This is a genomic window from Serratia sp. CoH_122_TC_1, from assembly GCF_058191755.1.
Genome location: NZ_JBXWLA010000015.1, coordinates 69,324 through 86,451, shown reverse-complemented (window position 1 = coordinate 86,451; position 17,128 = coordinate 69,324). Strand labels below are relative to the sequence as shown.

General features: G+C 53.9%; 15 protein-coding genes and 2 tRNA genes. 2 read left to right on the top strand and 15 right to left on the bottom strand.

The genetic code is table 11. The features are described 5' to 3' along the window. Positions 1-8: 8 nt before the first annotated feature. A complete protein-coding gene (gene leuS, locus AC2FC2_RS18925; RefSeq protein ID WP_400768312.1) occupies positions 9-2,591 on the bottom strand; it encodes a leucine--tRNA ligase in 2,583 nt (860 codons plus the stop codon). A 388-nt stretch (positions 2,592-2,979) separates the two neighbouring features. Here leuS and AC2FC2_RS18920 point away from each other — a divergent pair, with 388 nt between their 5' ends. Next, positions 2,980-3,462, top strand: a complete 483-nt coding sequence (locus AC2FC2_RS18920) for a zinc ribbon-containing protein (protein WP_209636367.1) — start codon at positions 2,980-2,982, stop codon at positions 3,460-3,462. A 50-nt stretch (positions 3,463-3,512) separates the two neighbouring features. Here AC2FC2_RS18920 and AC2FC2_RS18915 read toward each other — a convergent pair whose 3' ends face one another. From AC2FC2_RS18915 to miaB, 12 genes are all read right to left on the bottom strand, one after another. Then, positions 3,513-4,211 carry an FMN-dependent NADH-azoreductase gene (locus AC2FC2_RS18915; RefSeq protein ID WP_209636365.1) on the bottom strand — a complete coding sequence of 233 codons (699 nt, stop codon included), beginning with the start codon at positions 4,209-4,211 and terminating at the stop codon, positions 3,513-3,515. 132 nt (positions 4,212-4,343) lie between these two features. Next, positions 4,344-5,279 carry a pyrimidine-specific ribonucleoside hydrolase RihA gene (rihA, locus tag AC2FC2_RS18910; RefSeq protein ID WP_209636363.1) on the bottom strand — a complete coding sequence of 312 codons (936 nt, stop codon included), beginning with the start codon at positions 5,277-5,279 and terminating at the stop codon, positions 4,344-4,346. A gap of 119 nt (positions 5,280-5,398) precedes the next feature. Next, positions 5,399-6,124 (bottom strand): amino acid ABC transporter ATP-binding protein, encoded by a 726-nt coding sequence (locus tag AC2FC2_RS18905; protein ID WP_209636361.1) that lies wholly within the window; start codon positions 6,122-6,124, stop codon positions 5,399-5,401. Further along, on the bottom strand, positions 6,124-6,798 hold the full coding sequence (gltK, locus tag AC2FC2_RS18900; RefSeq protein ID WP_209636359.1) for a glutamate/aspartate ABC transporter permease GltK: 675 nt from the start codon (positions 6,796-6,798) through the stop codon (positions 6,124-6,126). Before gltK ends, AC2FC2_RS18905 begins: the two co-directional genes overlap by 1 nt. Then, positions 6,798-7,538, bottom strand: coding sequence for an amino acid ABC transporter permease (locus AC2FC2_RS18895; protein WP_490659721.1), 741 nt, complete (start codon positions 7,536-7,538; stop codon positions 6,798-6,800). Before AC2FC2_RS18895 ends, gltK begins: the two co-directional genes overlap by 1 nt. A gap of 213 nt (positions 7,539-7,751) precedes the next feature. Beyond that, a complete protein-coding gene (locus AC2FC2_RS18890) occupies positions 7,752-8,648 on the bottom strand; it encodes an amino acid ABC transporter substrate-binding protein (RefSeq protein ID WP_265554414.1) in 897 nt (298 codons plus the stop codon). 432 nt (positions 8,649-9,080) lie between these two features. Beyond that, positions 9,081-10,610 (bottom strand): apolipoprotein N-acyltransferase, encoded by a 1,530-nt coding sequence (gene lnt / locus AC2FC2_RS18885; RefSeq protein WP_490659720.1) that lies wholly within the window; start codon positions 10,608-10,610, stop codon positions 9,081-9,083. 7 nt (positions 10,611-10,617) lie between these two features. Continuing rightward, entirely contained in the window at positions 10,618-11,496 is an 879-nt protein-coding gene (gene corC, locus AC2FC2_RS18880) for a CNNM family magnesium/cobalt transport protein CorC (protein WP_209636353.1), read from the bottom strand. Positions 11,497-11,580: 84 nt separating this feature from the next. Further along, positions 11,581-12,054, bottom strand: coding sequence for an rRNA maturation RNase YbeY (gene ybeY / locus AC2FC2_RS18875; RefSeq protein WP_020825630.1), 474 nt, complete (start codon positions 12,052-12,054; stop codon positions 11,581-11,583). After that, positions 12,051-13,106: a PhoH family protein gene (locus AC2FC2_RS18870; protein ID WP_209636351.1), complete on the bottom strand. Its 1,056-nt coding sequence runs from the start codon at positions 13,104-13,106 to the stop codon at positions 12,051-12,053. The genes ybeY and AC2FC2_RS18870 overlap by 4 nt, the downstream gene beginning before the upstream one ends. A 216-nt stretch (positions 13,107-13,322) precedes the next feature. After that, positions 13,323-13,658, bottom strand: coding sequence for a zinc ribbon domain-containing protein YjdM (locus AC2FC2_RS18865; protein ID WP_209636349.1), 336 nt, complete (start codon positions 13,656-13,658; stop codon positions 13,323-13,325). Between the two features lie 252 nt (positions 13,659-13,910). Next, entirely contained in the window at positions 13,911-15,347 is a 1,437-nt protein-coding gene (gene miaB, locus AC2FC2_RS18860; protein ID WP_490659719.1) for a tRNA (N6-isopentenyl adenosine(37)-C2)-methylthiotransferase MiaB, read from the bottom strand. Between the two features lie 322 nt (positions 15,348-15,669). Between miaB and ubiF the strand changes: the two genes are divergently transcribed. Beyond that, the gene (gene ubiF, locus AC2FC2_RS18855) at positions 15,670-16,851 is read left to right on the top strand and encodes a 3-demethoxyubiquinol 3-hydroxylase (protein ID WP_265554409.1); all 1,182 of its coding nucleotides are present in this window, start codon (positions 15,670-15,672) and stop codon (positions 16,849-16,851) included. 107 nt (positions 16,852-16,958) lie between these two features. On the opposite strand, the gene AC2FC2_RS18850 is transcribed toward ubiF, so the two are convergent. Both AC2FC2_RS18850 and AC2FC2_RS18845 read right to left on the bottom strand, forming a co-directional pair. Then, positions 16,959-17,033: transfer RNA gene (locus tag AC2FC2_RS18850), tRNA-Gln, on the bottom strand. A gap of 19 nt (positions 17,034-17,052) precedes the next feature. Next, a tRNA-Met gene (locus AC2FC2_RS18845) sits at positions 17,053-17,128 on the bottom strand.

Sequence of the window (17,128 nt, the reverse complement as noted above, 5' to 3'; positions counted from 1 at the left end):
TCCTTGTGTTAACCCACAACCAGGTTAAGCAATTTGCCAGGAACATAGATCACTTTGCGAATCGTAACCCCGTCCAGATATTTAGCGACCAGATGTTCCTCGGCAGCGCGCGCGCGCACTTGCTCTTCGGTTGCATCCGCTGCCACAGTGATTTTAGCGCGAACCTTGCCGTTTACCTGCACAACCACCAGCTTGGAATCTTCGACCATCGCTTGCTCGTCGGCTTGCGGCCAGACTGCGGTATCCACATCACCTTCGCCACCCAGAGCCTGCCACAGAGAGAAGCACACGTGTGGAGTGAACGGATACAGCATCCGAACCACGGACAGCAGTGCTTCTTGCAACAGCGCACGATCTTGCTCGCTTTCTTGCGGTGCACGGGCCAACTTGTTCATCAGTTCCATCACCGCGGCAATCGCGGTGTTGAACGTCTGACGGCGGCCGATATCGTCGGTCACTTTGGCGATGGTTTTGTGCAGATCGCGGCGCAGTGATTTTTGTTCTTCGTTCAGTGTCGCAACGTTCAGCGGCTGAACTGCACCTTTTTCCAGATGTTCGTAGGCCAGTTTCCAGACGCGTTTCAGGAAGCGGTTTGCCCCTTCCACACCGGACTCCTGCCACTCCAGCGTCATTTCTGCCGGTGAAGCGAACATCATGAACAGGCGTACGGTATCGGCGCCGTATTTCTCAACCATCACCTGTGGGTCGATGCCGTTGTTTTTCGACTTCGACATTTTGCTCATGCCAGCATAGACCAGTTCACGACCTTGTGGATCGGTGGCTTTAATAATGCGGCCTTTGTCGTCGCGTTCAACATTGGCGTCGACGGGAGAAACCCACACGCGCTCACCGCTGTTACCGGTGTAATAGAAGGCATCTGCCAACACCATACCCTGACACAGCAGGCGTTTTGCCGGCTCATCGGAATCGACCAGGCCTGCGTCACGCAGCAGTTTGTGGAAGAAGCGGAAATACATCAGGTGCATGATGGCATGTTCGATGCCGCCAACATACTGATCGACCGGCAGCCAGTAGTTGGCGGCGGCTGGATCCAGCATCCCTTTGTCGTACTGCGGGCAGGTATAACGCGCGTAGTACCAGGATGACTCCATAAAGGTGTCGAAGGTGTCTGTTTCACGGAACGCTGGCTGACCGTTTACGGTGGTTTTCGCCCACTCAGGATCGGCTTTAATTGGGCTGGTGATACCGTCCATTACCACATCTTCCGGCAAGATCACCGGCAGTTGGTCTTCAGGTGTTGGCATCACGGTACCGTCTTCCAACGTCACCATTGGGATTGGCGCACCCCAGTAACGCTGGCGGGAAACGCCCCAGTCACGCAGACGGTAATTAACCTTGCGCTGACCGACGCCTTTGGCGACCAGTTTGTCGGCAATGGCGTTGAAACCGTCTTGGTGATCCAGACCGTCAAATTCACCCGAGTTGAACAGTGTGCCTTTTTCAGTCATGGCTTCGGCTTGCACGTCGGGTTGGCTGCCGTCGAGTGCCAGCACAACCGGTTTGATCGGCAAACCGTATTTGGTCGCGAACTCCCAGTCACGTTGATCGTGAGCGGGTACTGCCATCACGGCGCCTGTGCCGTATTCCATCAGCACAAAGTTGGCAACCCAAATTGGCACTTGCTCGCCGGACAGCGGGTGGATGGCGAACAGGCCGGTCGGCATGCCTTTCTTCTCCATCGTCGCCATTTCGGCTTCGGCCACTTTGGTGTTACGGCACTCTTCGATAAATTCAGCCAGCGCAGGGTTGTTCACGGCGCCTTGCTGCGCCAGCGGGTGGCCCGCGGCAACGGCAACGTAGGTGGCACCCATAAAGGTGTCAGGACGCGTGGTATAAACCGTCAGTTTTTCATCGCTGCCCGACACGTCAAAGGTGATGTCCACCCCTTCAGAGCGGCCAATCCAGTTACGCTGCATGGTTTTCACCTGCTCTGGCCAGCTTTCAAGCGTGTCCAAATCGTTCAGCAGTTGATCGGCGTAATCGGTGATTTTGATAAACCACTGAGGGATCTCTTTACGCTCAACCTTGGTGTCACAGCGCCAGCAGCAGCCGTCGATAACCTGTTCGTTAGCCAACACGGTCAGATCGTGCGGACACCAGTTCACCGCGGAGGTCTTCTTGTAGACCAGGCCTTTTTCGTACAGCTTGGTGAAGAACCACTGTTCCCAGCGGTAGTAATCCGGATCGCAGGTGGCGATCTCGCGATCCCAGTCATAGCCGAAGCCCAGCAGTTTCAGCTGGTTCTTCATGTATTCGATGTTGTCGTAGGTCCACGGAGCCGGTGCAGTGTTGTTTTTCACCGCAGCGCCTTCAGCCGGCAGGCCGAACGCATCCCAGCCGATCGGCTGTAGGACGTTTTTACCTAGCATGCGCTGATAGCGCGAGATCACGTCACCGATAGTGTAGTTACGAACGTGCCCCATGTGCAGACGGCCTGATGGGTACGGCAGCATGGATAGGCAGTAATACTTTTCCTTGCTCGCATCTTCGGTAACCTTGAAAGTTTGCTTCTCTTCCCAGTGAAGCTGTACGTTCGATTCTATGTCTTCTGGACGGTATTGCTCTTGCATGGCGGCTGGTGGTCCTGTAGGTGTCAAACAGCTACCCCCTTCATCTTTCAAGCCGCGGCGTTGTTGGCTGCGTACACTCAACCCAGTCACTTACCGTTGTAAGCTTCTGGGTTTCCCGCACTGGCCACCTGGCCGTGACTCGAAACCTATCGGGGTATTTCTGTAGCATTCTGTTGAGTACTTATAGATCCGCATAGCATAGCTGATAAGACCTCTTGGCAACAACACCCAGCGCCCGACTCGGCGTATTTAAAAAATCTTCGCCATGATATGTCTCACAACCTGAGGATCTCACCCCTTGCCAAGTGACATCAGCAATTTACGGCTAAAATGATAAGGGATAGTTTAAGAGGTAAGCCCTGTCACGTAAGTTCATCGAGGAGAGATTATGAACAAGGTTGCTCAGTACTACCGCGAATTGGTGGCATCTCTGACCGAACGTTTGAAAAATGGCGAACGTGATATTGACGCACTGGTCGCGAGCGCTGAAAAACGGCTGAATGAAGCCGGTGAGTTGACGCGCGATGAAGTGGAGCAGGTCACTCTGGCGGTCAGGCGCGACTTGGAAGAGTTTGCGCGTAGCTACCAGGAAAGCCGGGACGAGTTTACCGACAGCGTTTTTATGCGGGTGATTAAAGAGAGCCTGTGGCAGGAACTGGCAGATATTACGGATAAAACCCAGTTGGAATGGCGAGAAGTCTTCAAAGATGTCAGCCATCATGGTGTTTACCACAGCGGTGAAGTTGTTGGTCTGGGCAACCTGGTATGTGAACAGTGCCACCATCATTTGGCATTTTACACACCGGAAGTGCTGCCGCTATGCCCGAAATGCGGTCACGACCAGTTCCAACGTCGGCCTTTCGAGCCTTAAAATTTCACGCCCCGGTCCTCTCTTGTCGAGATAGAGCCGGGGCATTGCTATCAACCAAAGAGTTTCTTCATCAAGTTACTGAGAAAACCACCGCTGGCTGGGGCTGTCGCTGTTTCAACCTGGTTGGCAACCGCAGCGTACTGCGCAGCAGGCACTTTCTGCGCCACGGCAATACGGCTGTCCTGTGCGGTTTTTTCTGCCGCTTCTGGGCCATAGGCAAAGCCTTCTGCCAACACGAACTCCACATCAGTAATGCCGATAAACCCTAAGAACAGCTTCAGGTAAGGTGTGATCAGGTCGCTTGGTGTATCTGCATGGATACCGCCGCGGCTGGAGATCACTATCGCTTTTTTGCCGGTAACCAGGCCTTCTGCGCCTTCGGAGGTGTAACGGAAGGTTTGACCGGCACGCGCCACCAGGTCGAAATAGATTTTCAACTGAGTGGGGATGTTGAAGTTGTACATCGGCGCACTGATGATAATGGTGTCGTGCGATTTCAGCTCGGCAATCAACGCATCTGAAAGTGCCAGCGTCTCTTGCTGGTGTGGCGTTAAAGGCTTGTCACCGGCGTTAAAACCGCCAATCACTTCGCCATCCAGCTCAGGTAGGGTCGGGTTGGCTAAATCGCGAAAGGTAAAACTGTCGCTTGGGTGGGTTTCACGCCACTGTTGAACAAAAAAATCGACTAATTTTCCAGACTGGGAGTAATCACCCAGGATACTTGATTTCAGGACCAGTATACGACTCATTGGGTATTCTCCAGGCTAGGTCTAAGGTGTCAGTGCTGTTGTGCATTTGATAGCATCTTAGAGGCAAGCCTGGAGCAGTGATAGCGTAAAAATTCGCTGGGTTAAATCAAAAAAATTGAACATTGAGAGGCGCTATTGGTAACCTGCCACGCGTTCGGCTAACAGATTGATAAACCCTTCGCGGTCAATGTCGGTCAGCACTTCCACGTTGGCCGCGTTGCCGTTTTGCTGGAAGACATCCACCACCGTCATCCCTTGGGTGTATTCCCCTTTGGTTTCTACACCGACCCAACGTTCTATACTGCTAAACAGCTGTGGTGCCAGTAGCCAAGCGATGGTGCAGGGATCGTGCATCGCGGCACCGGGCAACCCTCGCGGGTGGCTGAGATACAGCGGCAGGTAGAAGTCGAGCATTTCTGCCACGGCCTGCGCTACCGGATTTTTGATGTTGCGGATACGTTCGATATCCTGCGGCAGCACCAATGCCTGGTGAGTCACATTCAATCCCGCCATGGTCATTGGCACACCGGATTTCAGAACCATGTCGGCGGCTTCCGGGTCGACAAAAATATTAAATTCCGCCACGGGAGTCGTATTACCGGCGTTCATCCCGCCCCCCATAAATACGATACGCTCAATGTTATCTTTCAACTCAGCGTGTTGAGCCAATAGCAGCGCAATATTGGTCATTGGCCCGGTGACCACCAACGTGATTGGTTCTGGGCTGTTCCGTAACAGGTCAGCGATAAGCTCCACGGCGGTTTGTTTGACCGGTGCGATCGTCGGGGTCGGCAGATGGGTATTACCCATGCCGGTTTTGCCATGGACGTAGTCGGCAATCACCAGCTCACGCATCAGTGGAGCGGCGGCACCTGCAGCGACAGGAATGTCTTCACGCTTCATCAGCGTTAGCAGGCCGAGTGCGTTATGCAGGGTTTTCTCTGGCGTTTGGTTGCCGGCGGAGGTGGTGATCGCTTTAACGTCCAGTTCCGGTGAGCTGAGTGCCATAGCAAGGGCAATGGCATCGTCCAGGCCGGGATCGCAATCGATAATGATAGGGCGGGGCATGTTTATCTCCTTTTGTTGTTATCCAGTGAGCATCGGATCAAAACAGGGGAGAAACAAGTGCTTTTAGTGCCGGGCGGGGGGAAATAAAATTGCGCCCCAGGCGGGGCGCAGAGTCGTCATCAGTGCAGGATTTTCGCCAAGAAATCTTTAGCACGCTCGGACTCTGGGTTGTTGAAGAAGTCGTCTTTGTTACGATCTTCGACAATTTTGCCCTCATCCATAAAGATCACCCGGTTTGCCACTTTGCGGGCAAAGCCCATTTCGTGGGTCACCACCATCATGGTCATGCCTTCGTTCGCGAGTTCCACCATAACGTCCAGCACTTCGTTGATCATTTCCGGATCGAGCGCAGACGTGGGTTCATCGAACAGCATGGCGATAGGATCCATACACAGCGCACGGGCGATAGCCACACGTTGCTGTTGGCCACCGGAAAGTTGCCCAGGGAACTTGTTGGCATGGGCGGTCAAACCGACACGCTCCAGCAACTTCAGGCCTTTATCGCGTGAGGCGGCCTTATCGCGTTTGAGTACTTTTACCTGTGCCAGCGTCAAATTGTCGATGATCGACAAGTGCGGGAACAACTCAAAGTGCTGAAACACCATGCCGACTTTTGAACGCAACTGCGCCAGATTGGTTTTTTTGTTATTGACCGGGGTGCCGTTCACCAGGATATCGCCTTGCTGGATCGGCTCCAGGCCGTTGACGGTTTTGATCAGGGTGGACTTGCCTGAACCTGAAGGACCACAGACTACCACCACTTCGCCTTTTTTTACTTCAGTGGTGCAATCGGTCAGAACCTGAAAGTGACCGTACCACTTAGAAACATTTTTCAGGGATATCATCAAACAGTCCTTTTCTTCAAATAGCTTACCAGCGCCGAGGCGGCGAGACTGATAACAAAGTAGACAAAACCGGCAAACAGGATCATTTCGACCTGCGTACCGTCGCGCTCACCGATGGTGGAAGCAGTACGGAAGAAGTCAGCCAGGCTCAGTACGTATACCAGAGAAGTATCCTGGAAGAGTACGATGCCTTGGGTTAGCAGCAGCGGCACCATGGCGCGGAATGCCTGCGGCAAGATTACCAGCTTCATGGATTGCCAGTGAGTCATGCCTAATGCCAACGCAGCGGAAGACTGACCGCGCGAAATACTGATAATGCCGGCACGGATAATTTCCGAGTAATAGGCCGCTTCAAACAGGGAAAAGGCTACCATAGCCGAGATCAGGCGAATATCGGTTTTCGGTGATAACCCTAGAACCTGTTGTAATAAGCTTGGAACGACAAGATAGAACCACAACAGCACCATAACCAACGGCACCGAGCGGAACAGGTTGACGTACACGGCGGCGAACCAACTGATTGGCTTGAACGATGACAACCGCATGACGGCCAGAATGGTGCCCCAAAGGATACCGACAACGATGGCGGTCACGGTGATCTTCAGCGTAATGAGCAGACCCTGAAGGAGATAAGGGAAGCTTGGGACAATGGATGCCCAGTCAAATTCGTACATTATTTACTCCCCATATTGCCGGGCAACTGCACTTTTCTTTCGACCAAACGCATTAGCAGCATGATGACGGCATTGATGCAGATATAGGCCAGTGTAATCGCGGTAAAGGACTCATAGGCATGCGCGGAGTAATCCAGCAGTTTGCCTGCCTGGGCTGCCATGTCGACTAACCCGATAGTGGAGGCGATGGCGGAGTTTTTGACCAGGTTGAGCATTTCCGAGGTCATCGGCGGAACAATAACCCGGTAAGCATTCGGCAACAGCACGTAGCGATAGGTCTGCGGCAACGTCAGGCCCATGGCCAGCCCGGCAGCTCTCTGGCCACGTGGCAGCGACTGTATGGCGGCACGAACCTGCTCGCACACACGTGCAGCAGTAAAGAGACCAAGGCACAGCATCGAAGAAACAAAGAACTGCACGTTAGGATCGAGTTCGGTTTTGAACCACATGCCGATGTTGGTGGGCAGCAGTTCCGGGATCACCAGATACCAGGTGAAGAATTGCACAATGAGCGGCACATTACGGAACAATTCAACGTAACAGGTGCCAAGGGTGGAAAGAAAGCGGTTGGGTACGGTACGCAAGATACCGAATAGCGAACCGACAAAGAAAGCGATAATCCATGCACAGACGGAGAGGGCTACCGTTACTTGGAAGCCGGACCAAATCCAGCCAAGGTAGGTGGTATTCCCAAACGGGGCCTGCTGCAGAAAGATACCCCAGTTCCAATCTATTGACATAACAAACTCCGTTAAGCGGGCGCAGAGCGCCTAAAGATTGATGACTATTCAACGCCGATGGCACCGCGGCCAGTCGGGCTGACTTATGTGTGCGGGCATCGGTAATGTGCAATGGGGGAAAAATGCGGGAGGGGAACGGCCTCCCGTATTCCTGTCTGTCCCAGTCATCAACAGAGCTGGCTTGGCCTGATGGCCGCCCCAGCCCTTGTTCTATTAGTTCAGTGCTTTATCGTTAGGCTCTTTGAACAATTTCTTCATGTCGTCCGACAGTTCGAAGTTCATGTTGAGATTCTTAGGTGGGATAGGTTGTTTGAACCACTTATCAAACCATTTCGTTGCCTCACCTGAAGTCTGTGCCTGAGCGATGGTGTCATCGACCAGTTTTTTGAACTCAGGATCGTCTTTACGCAGCATACAGCCGTAGGCTTCTTGAGATTGCGGCGTTCCAAGGATTTCCCATTGATCCGGCTTCTTCGCTTTTGCGCGTTCGCCGGCCAGCAGGGCGTCGTCCATCATAAAGGCCACGGCACGACCGCTTTCCAGGGTACGGAATGAGTCACCGTGGTCTTTGGCGCTGATGATGCGCATATTCATTTTGTTGCTGTCGTTCAGCTTATTGAGCAGTACTTCAGAGGTGGTACCGGACGTTACGACGACAGGTTTCCCGGCCAGATCTTTGAAATCTTTAATATCAGAGCCTTTTTTCACCAACAGGCGGGTACCGACCACGAAGATGGTGTTGGAGAAGGCGGCCTGTTTTTGACGCTCAAGGTTGTTGGTGGTTGAGCCACATTCGAAGTCAAAGGTACCGTTTTGCAGCAGTGGGATACGGTTCTGTGAGGTGATTGGTAACATTTTTACCTGCAGGTTAGGCAGGTTCAGCTTTTTCTTAACAGCATCAACGATTTGGTTGGAGTAGTCCTGGGAGTAACCCACAACTTTCTGCTGGTTGTCGTAGTAGGAGAACGGCACTGACGATTCGCGATGGCCGACAACGATCACGCCGTTATCTTTGATTTTCTTCAGCGTACCGGTCAGTTCTTCCGCATGGGCTACGCTACCTGCCATACCGATCAGCAGTAACGATAACGCCAATTTACGCATTTGCATGGTCCAACTCCTTTGCTGTTGTGGTGGCTCAAATTCAAAGAGCATCAGATTCAAAATGGAGGTTTATTGCTTAAGTTATAAAGATAGTCTTAGTACCGATAACCGTTAGAAAATAGCCGATTGTGAACGGCTTGAAACTAAAATGTTTCATTTTTTGAGACGCCACGCGCACCAAATTAATGCAACAAAATCTCAATGCACCTATATGGTGCCGGTCATGCCCCTGAGTTGTGCATAAGTGCGACAAAGCGTCAGTAAAAGTAAATCGGTCATCAATCACAGAATAATTAAAGCAAGGAGTGTGCCAGAAACGCTGGTTTAGCAATGGTTTATGCTGGCTGAATGGCAAACGCTGGCGATGCGGGAGGCAATGTTAAGTTTATAGGGGGGATGAATTGAAGCGGGGCGTGCCAGCGGCAACGCCCCAAAGGATTATTTACGACGCAGACTGAGGATCAGCGCCAGACCGCCGAGCAGTAAAGTGACGATCCACAATGGCGTAGCGCCAAAGCGGGCATAAGGCGTGATGCCGGTGGTCGGCGTCATTTTCACTTCAAGCACCTTACGAGTGAACTGCGGAATCTCTGCGATGACCTCACCGTTGGCATCTACCGCGGCGGTGACGCCGTTGTTGGTGCTGCGCAACAGTGGACGGCCCAACTCCAGTGCGCGCATACGCGCCATCTGGAAGTGCTGCCACGGACCTATGGAATGGCCGAACCAGGCGTCATTGGAAATGGTCAAAAGGAAGTTGGTATCTGGGCGGAAGTTGTCGCGAACCTGTTGGCCCAAGACAATCTCATAACAGATCGCCGCAGTCAGGTTGTACCCCTTCACACTGAGCTGTGGCTGGACATAATCGCCGCGGCTGAAGGAAGACATTGGCAGATCAAAGAACGGTGCCAGTGGGCGTAACAACGTCTCCAGCGGGACAAACTCGCCGAAGGGCACTAAATGGTGCTTGTTGTAGCGGTCTTTGGCTGGGTAGCTGTAGGGTGCGGGCTCGCCCAATACAATGGCGCTGTTGTAAATTTGCTGGCCCTGCGGTGTCGCACGTACGTCAACAATGCCGGTGATCAGGCTGCTGTTTTTGGCACGCATCAGATCATCCATCATAGTCAGGAAACCATTCTGGCTGGCTTCATAGTCCGGGATGGCGGATTCCGGCCAGATGATGATCGGCGCTTTGCCCACATAGGGGCGCGTTTCATCCAGGTAGGTTTGCAGCGTGCTGACCAGGGCTTTCGGGTCCCACTTCATCGACTGAGCGATGTTGCCCTGAACCATGGCGACGTTGACCGCTTTGTCCGGTTGTGGGGTGAACCAGTGCAGTTGGCGCAAAGGCCACGGCAACAGCAGCAGCGCGACGGCAACCACGGCCGGCGTGATACGGCGTTGATTCACCGCGTACACAAGTAGCCCGGCGATCGCCATCAGCATAAAGGTGATGGTATCTACCCCCATCAGCGGGGCAATGCCTTTTAACGGCCCGTTGAGCTGGCTGTAACCGAACTGCAGCCAAGGGAAACCGGTCAGTACCCAACCACGCAGAAACTCGGTCACTTGCCACAACGCGGGCGCGGCAATCGCCAAACGGTACCAGCTGGTAGCTGGCCACAGCCGTGCCAGCAATCCGGCAAACAGCCCGGTATACAGTGACAAATAGGCGGCCAGTAACGCGACCAGGAAAATATTAACGGCGAAGGGCATGCCACCGAAATCGGCAATGCTGACGTAAACCCAGTTAATGCCGGTACCGAACAGACCGAAGCCCCAGCAGAAACCGAGCAAGGCGGACTGTTTAGTCGTGCGATTGAGGGTAACGGCCAACAGGCCAAACGAGGAGACAATGGCCGCAGGCCAGATATCGTACGGAGAAAATGCCAACGTACCGCTGGCACCGGTCAACAGCGCCAGTAGGGCGCGAACCCACTGGCGTTCAAGGAAAGAGGCTTTAGCCATGTTTAATTTAGTCTTCCAGTTTCGGTTGCGGAGAATCGTCCGGAATTTTTACATGAACCTGGATGATACGTCGACTGTCGGCCATCGCAACTTTAAATAGGTAACCTTCGATTTCAATGGTTTCCCCGCGCGCAGGCAAATGACCGAAGGCTTGCATCACCAGACCACCGATAGTGTCGACCTCGTCATCACTGAAATGGGTGCCGAAGGCTTCATTGAAGTCTTCAATCGGTGCCAATGCGCGCACGGTATACATATGACGGCTGAGCTGGCGGATATCCAGATCGTCTTCGTCATCATATTCATCTTCAATCTCGCCGACTATCAGCTCCAGAATGTCTTCGATAGTGACCAGACCGGATACGCCGCCGAATTCGTCAATGACAATCGCCATGTGATAACGCTGGGAGCGGAACTCCTTCAGCATCCGGTCTACTCGCTTGCTTTCAGGCACCACCACGGCGGTACGCAGCACCTTGTCGATGCTGAACTCCTCGGATTCTGCGCGCATAAACGGCAGCAGATCCTTGGCCATCAAAATGCCTTCGATGTGATCTTTATCTTCGCTGATCACCGGGAAGCGCGAGTGGGCGGATTCAATGATCACGTCCAGGCACTCTTCCAGCGTTTGGTTACGCTTGAGCGTTACCATCTGGGAGCGCGGGATCATGATGTCGCGCACGCGCTGCTCGGCGATATCCATCACGCCTTCCAGCATGTCTCGGGTATCGGGATCGATCAGGTCGTTTTGCTCGGAATCACGGATCAGCTCTACCAGATCACCACGGTTTTTAGGTTCGCCGTGGAACAGCTGGTTAAGGATAAGAGTAAAGAACCCCTTCTTGGGACTGGGGCTGTCATTGCTTTGTGAATGGTCGTCGCTCATGGCGTTTTAGTTAACATCACTCATGTCAGAGTTAGGGGAGTCAGCGACAGCCCCATAGAGGGGCTGTGGGGAAATCAGCTGACGTCAGAGAGGGTCTTTTTCCGCCAGGTACGGGTCCGGATAGCCCAGGCCGTGCATGATTTCGGTTTCCAAAGACTCCATTTCTTCGGCTTCATCGTCTTCGATGTGGTCATACCCTAGCAGATGAAGGCTACCGTGAACAACCATATGCGCCCAGTGGGCCTCCAGCGCCTTCTCTTGCTCAACCGCTTCTTGTTCAACGACCTGTCGGCAGATGATCAAATCGCCGAGCAGCGGCAGTTCAATACCTGGGGGGGCTTCGAACGGGAATGACAGTACATTGGTGGGTTTGTCCTTGCCGCGATAAGTCAGGTTCAATTCGTTACTTTCGGCCTCGTCGACCAAGCGAATGGTCACTTCGGCTTCTTCTTGAAACTGCGGTAGCACGCCTTCCAGCCAGCGCTGGAAAGTGGCCTCGTCCGGCAGACCGTTACTGTCTGCACAGGCAATCTGCAGATCCAAAATCACCTGACTCATGGTATCTCCTGCTCGGAGGCGATAGTCGCCTCGCGCTTACGTTGTTCGTTAATGGCGTCTTTGCGTTTCTGTTCGGCGGCTTCCCAGGCTTCATAGGCGATTACCACACGGGCAACGACCGGATGACGAACCACATCTTCGCTGTGGAAGAAGTTGAAGCTCAGCTCTTCGACGTCCGCCAGCACTTCCATCGCGTGGCGCAGGCCGGATTTTTGGTTGCGTGGCAGGTCTACCTGCGTCACGTCACCGGTAATCACCGCTTTTGAGTTGAACCCGATACGTGTCAGGAACATCTTCATCTGTTCGATAGTGGTGTTCTGGCTCTCATCAAGGATGATAAACGCATCATTGAGGGTACGGCCGCGCATATAGGCCAGCGGCGCAACTTCAATCACATTGCGTTCAATCAGCTTTTCTACGCGCTCGAAGCCCAGCATTTCGAACAGGGCGTCGTACAATGGGCGCAGATAAGGATCGACCTTTTGGCTCAGATCCCCTGGCAGGAAGCCCAGTTTTTCACCGGCTTCGACTGCGGGGCGGGTCAGCAGTATGCGACGAATGTCCTGACGTTCCAGCGCATCTACCGCGGCAGCAACCGCCAGATAGGTCTTGCCGGTACCTGCCGGGCCAATGCCAAAGGTAATGTCATGGTCGAGAATATTGGCGATGTACTGCGCCTGGTTCGGCGTACGCGGTTTCACCATGCCACGCTTGGTTTTGATGGTGACGGCCTTGCCGTAATCCGGCACGCTGTCGGCAATCTGTTCCAGCACCCGGCTTTCTTTGATGGCCAGATGAATTTGTTCCGGATCGATATCTGGGATCACGCCGCGGATGGGGGAGGTGTCCACGTACAGGTGGCGCAGGATATCCGCGGCGGCAACCACACTCGGGTTTTTGCCAACCAGTTTAAAACGGTTGTCACGGCGGTTTATCTCAATACCCAACCGGCGTTCGAGTTGTTTGATGTTCTCATCAAACGGGCCGCACAGGCTGAGTAATCGCTTATTGTCTGCCGGCTCTAACAAAATTTCTTGTGTTGCGACGTTCAAACTATTCCTCAAGGCTCATATCGGGCCTGGTTGATTTTCGGTACGCGCATTCAGGGCAAAACCTGAGGTTCTCTACCTTGAATTATTCATGGTGCGACGCACTGGCGCAAGTTTACCCATGATCTATCTGTGCGCCGACGGCGAAATTCAAGGGCTGATAGAGGAAAAACGCGGCCTAAACAGCCGCGTAAGAACATGAGAGCAAAGTCTGCGGGATCAGTTCTTTTTCACGAACTCGGATTTCAGCTTCATTTGACCAAACCCATCAATTTTACAATCAATGTTGTGGTCGCCTTCCACCAGACGGATGTTCTTCACCTTGGTGCCAATTTTCAGCATTGAAGAGCTGCCTTTGACCTTCAGATCTTTTACCACGGTCACCGCGTCGCCGTCGGCCAGCAGGTTGCCGTTGGCGTCTTTGACAATCAGCGCATCGCTGTCTTCTGCCGGGGCGCTGTCGCTCCACTCGTGGGCACATTCAGGGCAGATGAACATCGCGTTGTCCTGGTAGGTGTATTCGGAGTTGCACTTCGGGCAGTGTGGGAGTTGCATGTTATGTCGCCTCTTAAAATAGAAAAAAGAACCGCAACGGACGCACGCGCCCGGCGGAGAAATAAATGTTTTGTACTGTATGTCATTCCAAAATAATTGGAGTTACATCACAACAAAGCCACGGCTTTGTTGAACAGCGCTTGCGCTGGCCCCAACGGGCGAGGCTTTGCCGAGTAACGCGGCAGTGCGCCCCCAGTCACTGAGTAAACTAAGTGACTGGGGGGAGCGTGCGCGGCCAACACAGATGCAGCTTCAAGTATGAAGGGAGGGCTGGTAAATACCGACACCTAACGCATTTTCTTTGCGCGTCCGGGCGATGACTGACTGCGGGGATTCATGTACGCGCAGGTCCATCTGCTGTTCGGTACGTACCACTGCGCCACGCAGGGTGTTGGTCAAAACGTCGGTGATTTCCACATCAACGAACTGGCCGATCATGTCCGGCGTGCCTTCAAAGTTCACCATGCGGTTGCATTCGGTACGGCCGGCTAATTCCATCACGCTTTTGCGAGAGGTCCCTTCCACTAAAATGCGTTGTACGGTGCCGAGCATCTTACGGCTGAACTGCATCACCTGCTGATTGATGCGATCTTGCAGAATGTACAGTCGCTGTTTTTTCTCTTCTTCACTGACGTCATCGACCATATCGGCTGCCGGGGTTCCCGGGCGTGACGAATAAATAAAGCTGAAGCTGGCGTCGAAGTTAATTTCGGCAATCAGGTTCATGGTCTGCTCGAAGTCAGCCTGGGTCTCGCCTGGGAAGCCGATGATGAAGTCTGAGCTAAGCTGAATGTTGGGACGCGCCTTGCGCAATTTGCGAATGATCGCTTTGTATTCCAGCGCGGTGTGTGCGCGCTTCATCATGGTCAGGATGCGGTCTGAGCCACTCTGCACCGGCAGATGCAGGAAACTGACCAGCTCCGGCGTATCTTCATACACGGCGACGATGTCATCGCTGAACTCGATCGGATGGCTGGTGGTGAAGCGGATGCGATCGATACCGTCGATGGCCGCGACCAGACGCAGCAGTTCGGCGAACGAACAGATGTTGCCGTCGTAAGTGGCTCCGCGGTAGGCGTTAACGTTCTGACCGAGCAGGTTCACTTCCCGCACGCCCTGCGCTGCCAATTGCGCGATTTCGAACAGCACGTCGTCACTCGGGCGGCTGACTTCTTCACCGCGGGTATAAGGCACCACGCAGAAGGTGCAGTACTTGTTGCACCCTTCCATGATAGAGACAAAGGCCGTTGGGCCCTCAGCGCGCGGCTCCGGCAGGCGATCGAATTTCTCGATTTCCGGGAAGCTGATGTCGACCACCGGGCTGCGAGTGCCCTGCACATGGTTGATCATTTCCGGTAGGCGGTGAAGAGTCTGAGGACCGAATACCACGTCTACGCAGGGGGCGCGAGTACGGATCAACTCCCCTTCCTGAGAGGCGACACAGCCGCCCACACCGATGATCAGCGTAGGGTTTTTCTCTTTCAACAATCTCCAGCGGCCCAGCATGGCGAAAACTTTTTCTTGCGCTTTTTCGCGGATCGAGCAGGTGTTCAGCAGCAGCACGTCCGCTTCTTCGGCGTTTTCGGTCCACTCGAAGCCGTGCGTGCTGTTCAACAGGTCTGCCATTTTTGATGAATCGTATTCATTCATCTGGCAGCCCCAGGTTTTGATATGTAGTTTCTTCGTCATTGACTTGCCATTACTCAGTGCGGAGCGAAAGTTGCGATACACGACGTGCAGAGCGCTTATACCTTATGGCTTTCAAGTTGCAGTTAGGCGGCAAGTTCGGGAGTCCCCAGGCGCTTACTCAGGTAAGTAACTGGGGTGAGCGAAGGCAGCCAACAACGCTGCGGCTTGAAAGACGACAGGTATATTGTAAACATTTGACGCCGTTGTGACCAGCGCGGGGAAAACGGTATGCAACCTGAAGCCAAATTAAAAATCCGTTACACTGATGCCAAACGCCATGCCGGTGGGGATGGCGATAATCCACTAAGAAAATATAGCCAATATGAACACTTCTCAAAAACGGTATGACGCCGTGGTGGTCGGGGGCGGAATGGTCGGCGCAGCCGCCGCTCTGGGGCTGGCACAGGCGGGTTGGTCCGTGGCATTGCTGGAGCACCAGGCTCCGCAGGCGTTCGATGCCCACAGCCCACCGGATCTGCGCATTTCTGCGATTGGGTGCACATCGGTGGGGTTACTCAAACAACTGGGTGCCTGGCCAGCGGTGCAAGCCATGCGTACCGCACCCTACCGTCGTTTGGAAACCTGGGAATGGGCGTCTTCACGGGTGGCGTTTGATGCTGTCTCGCTCGGACTGCCGGAACTGGGTTTTATGGTGGAAAACCGCATTCTGCAACTGGCGCTATGGCAGCAATTGGAACAGTGCGAAAATCTGACGCTCTGTTGCCCTGCCAAGCTGCGTTCTCTGCAACGTGTTGATGACCATTGGCGCGTGACGTTGGACTCCTCTGAGACGCTAGAGGCGCGTTTGGTGGTGGGGGCCGACGGTGCGAACTCGCAGGTACGGAACCTGGTGGCTATTGGTACTAACGGTTGGCAGTATCGCCAGTCTTGCATGCTGATCACCGTCGATACCGGTGCACCGCAGCAGGATGTGACCTGGCAGCAGTTTTTCCCTTCTGGGCCCCGTGCTTTCCTGCCGCTGTATGATCAATGGGCTTCATTGGTATGGTACGACAGCCCGCAACGCATCCGTCAGTTGCAGGCAATGCCGTCAGCGCAGCTGGAGCGAGAAATCGCCGAAGCGTTTCCTGCACGTTTGGGGGCGGTAAAAGTGCATGCTGCCGGCTCGTTCCCACTGGCCCGTCGACATGCGCAGCGTTATGTATTGCCAGGGTTGGCATTGATCGGAGACGCGGCTCATACGATTAATCCGCTGGCTGGACAGGGCGTGAACCTGGGCTATCGCGATGTGGAAGCGTTGTTGGCCGTGGTGGGTGATGCGCGGGAGCAGGGCGAGGACTGGAGCAGCGAAGCGGTGCTCATGCGTTATCAGCGCCGCCGCCGTACCGACAATTTGCTGATGCAAAGTGGTATGGATCTTTTTTATACCGCCTTCAGTAATAATTTGGCGCCGCTCAGCGTGGCACGCAATATTGCATTGATGGCAGCTCAGCGGGCGGGTAAGTTGAAGGAACATGCGCTGAAATACGCACTGGGGTTGTAATTGCCCCTTGTTCGTAGGGGCGCTGCATGTTGCGCCCTGATAAACAACCTTCATATCGCCCAAACGTCAGACAGCAAAAAGCCCGCCGAAGCGGGCTTTTCTAAATGTGGCTGGGGTGCCAGGATTCGAACCTGGGTATGCTGGTATCAGAAACCAGAGCCTTACCGCTTGGCGACACCCCAATGGTGTAACAGTAAAATATGGTGGCTACGACGGGATTTGAACCTGTGACCCCATCATTATGAGTGATGTGCTCTAACCAGCTGAGCTACGTAGC